The 3981-nt window shown below is 65.0% G+C and carries 4 protein-coding genes and 1 pseudogene; 3 read left to right on the plus strand and 2 right to left on the minus strand.

Annotated features, from left to right (window positions below; translation table 11 throughout):
* On the plus strand, window positions 1-205 hold a 205-nt coding region (locus AC2VOU_RS20150), incomplete at its 5' end, for a hypothetical protein (RefSeq protein WP_486958954.1).
* 294 nt (window positions 206-499) lie between these two features.
* Here AC2VOU_RS20150 and AC2VOU_RS20155 read toward each other — a convergent pair.
* The gene (locus AC2VOU_RS20155; RefSeq protein WP_486958955.1) at window positions 500-1954 is read right to left on the minus strand and encodes a 13E12 repeat family protein; all 1455 of its coding nucleotides are present in this window, start codon (window positions 1952-1954) and stop codon (window positions 500-502) included.
* A gap of 426 nt (window positions 1955-2380) precedes the next feature.
* The gene (locus tag AC2VOU_RS20160) at window positions 2381-2536 is read right to left on the minus strand and encodes a hypothetical protein (protein WP_486958956.1); all 156 of its coding nucleotides are present in this window, start codon (window positions 2534-2536) and stop codon (window positions 2381-2383) included.
* 8 nt (window positions 2537-2544) lie between these two features.
* On the opposite strand from AC2VOU_RS20160, the gene AC2VOU_RS20165 reads away from it, so the two are divergent.
* Both AC2VOU_RS20165 and AC2VOU_RS20170 read left to right on the plus strand, forming a co-directional pair.
* Window positions 2545-3018, plus strand: coding sequence for a hypothetical protein (locus AC2VOU_RS20165; protein WP_486958957.1), 474 nt, complete (start codon window positions 2545-2547; stop codon window positions 3016-3018).
* Window positions 3015-3981 (plus strand): annotated as a pseudogene (locus tag AC2VOU_RS20170) (hypothetical protein); the annotation flags it as partial. The gene AC2VOU_RS20165 and the pseudogene AC2VOU_RS20170, both read left to right, overlap by 4 nt.

The raw sequence follows: 3981 nt of genomic DNA on the forward strand, positions 1-3981 counted from the left end.
CGCGCAGCCGGGGCAGCCGTCGCGCGTCAGCAACTGCACCTGGGGCGGGGTACTCGTCGGGCTACTCATCACCGGGTGCTTCCTGCTGGATGGCTTCGTCGACCGCCGTGGCACGTTTGCGGTTGCGATCTTCGCAACCTGCCAGCATCGCCGCGATGTCCGCTTCTTCACCGTTACTGGCCGCATGGGTGAGCAGTTGGAGTAGCTCGGCTATGGGTGAGAGGCCCATAGTGGTCAGCGGCGTGGACTCAAGGTCGGCGACCGGGGAGTGTGCAGCACGCCCACCCGCAGGTTTCTGCAGGTATTCGATATCTGTTGGCACGCAGGTAAGCGTCCGCGATCGGGTGCACGCCGTCAACTTGGCGGCAAAATCCCGGCCCTCGGCGGGCCGGACCTGGCTGGCCCCTAGCCGAGCCCTAGCCCAATCCAGCGAGTGACCACTACACCGCGGCCGGCGATCCCCAGCGCGGCGACCTCCTCGCTTCGATACCAGCCCTGCTCAGACTTGCGGGGAACGCAGGCGCGCAGACCCGTTGGGAAGCGCGGGCCCGCTACGGCCGGCATTCTGGGGGTCGGGGTCGCCGCGGAGGAGTTCTTCGGGGTGGTGGGCGCGGTTGATGTGGGGTGGGGTGGTGCCGTCGGTCCAGCCGAGCCGGCCGGTGTCAGTGACGACGGTGTGCCAGGTGCGGTCGCTGGCGTCGGCGTGGTCGGCGCCGCAGGCGAAGTGCAGTGTGTCGGCGTCGGTGCGCCCGCCTTTGGCCCAGTCCGGGCTGTGGTGGACCTCACAGTGATAGCCCGGTTGGAGGCAGTTCGGGCGGGTGCAGCCGCGGTCGCGGGCATAACAGATCAGGCGTTGATCGGCGGTGGCGATGCGTTTTTGCCGGCCCAGATACAACGGCCGTTCGGTGTGGTCGTCGAAGACCGCCAGGTAGTGGATCGCCTCGGCGGCCATGCGGATCAGATCACGCATCGGTAGCCGCGACCCGCCACCGGTCAACGCCGGTGCCGGCATGGGTGCTTTAGCGTCGGTGGCGGTGCGGGCGGCGTGGTCGAGTTCGGCCAAGGTGGTGGTGACCACCACGGTGACGGGATGGCCGCGATGAGTGCCCAACCCGCCGGAGGCGATGGCGGTTTTCAACGCAAGTTTGACCGCGTCGTGGCAGCGCTGATCGGGGGTGCGGTCATCGCCGGCGGTGGGATCGTCCTTGACGTCCTGGTTGCCGGGTTGGTTGGGTTGGTGGCGGCCCGGGCGCACGGCGGCGATGACCGCCTCGAAGTAGCAGCGGGTTTCGGGGTCGATCAGCCCGGTCAGCCGCGACATGCCATCGGGGCCTTGCCGGCTCAGCCGCAGGCCGCGCCGGCGGGCCCGGTCTTCGTCGCTGAACAGCCCGTCGGGGTTGAGGTAGTCGGCGATGCGCTGCCCCAACTTGGTGACGATGCCGGCGTCGAGCTTTCGGGCGTGGGCCACCAGGGTGCGTTCGGTGTCTGCCACATCGGCTGGTGAAACCCGGGCGGGCAGCACGTCCACGGCGTGGCACACCGCGCGGATATGGTCCTCACCGAGCGCGCCGTCTTTCACCGCGGCGGCTAACGCCGCCAACTCTGGTTCGATGACCTGACCGGTCAACGTTCGGCGCGGACAGATCCGGGCGGCCAGCCGGCAGCGTCGGGTGATCTCGCCCGGGGTGATGCGCAGCCGCGACCACAACGTCTTGCGTGTCAACGCACCCGACCCCGTCTCATCGGGCGGGTCGGCGATCTCGCCGAAGAACCGGTACATCAATCCCCGGTTGGTGCGCTGCTGCGTCTCCAACCGCTCGGCCACATCGACCCGAAAATCATTGCCCACCATCGCCGAGGAGGTCTCCCGCAACACCTCATGGGCGGTATCAACAGCATCCAGCGCGCCGCGAATCGCCTCGCGTGCCGCCACAGCGCCCAGCGCTGAATCCATAACCCGACACTAAAAACCGCCCCCGACACCGTCGGGCCAGCCCGGCCAGCCCGAGCACAGCTGGGGATAAAACACCAACTGTGGACAACCAGGCAGCATCCCACCGCCGGCGGCCAATCCCGTGTCGGACAGACAGCGGCGGCGCTACCTGCCGATCCCACACGATGCCGGTCGAGTCGAACGCGGGGAGCAACGATCCCGAGTCCCGCCACACCTCCAGCGCCGCCGCCACCCGGTAGCGACGGCAGGCACCCGGCGCGCCCGCACCGCCACCCACTAGCCCCATCAGGGACGCCGACAGCAGCCGCATCGCTTCACCGCTGCGAATAGCAACTACGTATGGATTTGCCAACCGGTACAGCCTCGCCTCACCTGCTGGTCCGGCAAAACGGGGCCTTTCTCACTTATGGGCGCAGAACAAGCTGACTACCGAAATCGGCGATCGGCGATACCATCGGCGCATGTCGGATGCGCCATCCGCAGGGCCTCCCCCCGTGCGAGGATCGGCAGGGTTTCCGCAGCCTCCTGCCGGGCCGCCGCCTTGGCCGCAAGCACCGCCGACGGCTCTGGGTAGGTCCGCACGATGGCTCATGATTGCCATGCTGTCGATGACGCTCCTCGCCGTCGGTGCTGCTGTCGCCGCGTGGTTACGCCCGGTACCCCGCGACAGCGGACCGTCCGTCCCACCCACGCCGACGCCCGCATTCACCGATCAACAAATCGCCGAGGCCAAAGCGAATGTTTGCGCAGCCTTTAAAATTTCAAAAAGCGAAGTAGCGGTGAACTCTAATAAACTGAAGCCGACAGAAGGCGAGTACATCGATTCGCTTATCCTTGGTACGCTGGCACGTTTTGCAGCTTACGCCGCGGGAGGTTATCTGCTAGACAGCCTTATAGCAGAGCCCGCGACACCTAACGACCTGTCGGACGCGGTTCGCTCACTCGGCAATTCATACAAGAATCTTGCGATGCACGCCCTCAACGATGATCCGTCTCCAACTCTAGATCCTTTTCTCCACGCCATAGATAATGGCATAACACACATAGACGAGATGTGCAGATGAAAAGTGGAGGCCCTCCTGGCGAGTGGGGCGAGCTTCTTGTGGGCCATGTTTGGACTCCGCACTCGGACTTGAATGTTGTTAGCGCTGCATCGACCAAGCGTCAAACGACCGCGACCACATGGCAGCAACTGTCCGACCAGTTGTGGGAGAAGCTTTCCGGGCCCCTCAATTCTGGCACCCAGAAGGGGATGACGGCCGACGCCATCCGCCAAGCCTTTAAGTGGGGCGTCGATCAGGCCCGCGATGTCGCCGAGACCAACGGCACCATAAGCAAAGCACACGCTTCCGCCTACGGTTCGGCCACCGAACTAAATTCGCAACTCGCGATGATCGCTGAGAACGGTAACTTCAAGATCAGACAGATTCAGAACTCCAAAGACCCGATGAAAGTCGACCGAATTGTCGACGTGGTGGTGGAGTGCCAGCAAAGAGCTAATACAGCAGCAGCGCCCTGCACCCAACAGATATTCGAGTGTATGCAGGAGATCCTCAATCGACAAGGTATCCTCAAGTCGGCTCGGCGGTTCGTTCAAGAACTTGGCATTGATCCCACTCGGATGCTCGAATCCCCAAACAAGGACACGATCTACCAGCAAGTGCAAGCATTGGCTGGCACGCCTGGCTTGACAACCAATGGGCCGTCAACCACCCTGCCAGGTGGAAAGCCAGAAATAAACCCCGACGCTTTCGTCCCAGTAGCTCCGGCCGAGCCTGCAACCGGGCCACCCGCAACGCCGACAACAGTAAACCCAACAGCCTACGCCCCAGCACCCTCAGTCAAGCCGCCCGCTGGGCCACCCGCAGCGCCGACAACAGTGAACCCAGCAGCCTTCGCCCCGACGCCCCCAACCCCAGCCCCCGCTCCGACCCCAGCCCCCGGTGGTCTCGGCCCGCCCCTGTCCACGGCCTCGGGTCCGCCAGCCGGGCTGCCGCCAATGTCGCCGACCGGCGTGCCCTTGGGCT

The organism is Mycobacterium sp. TH-M25 (assembly GCF_057473665.1).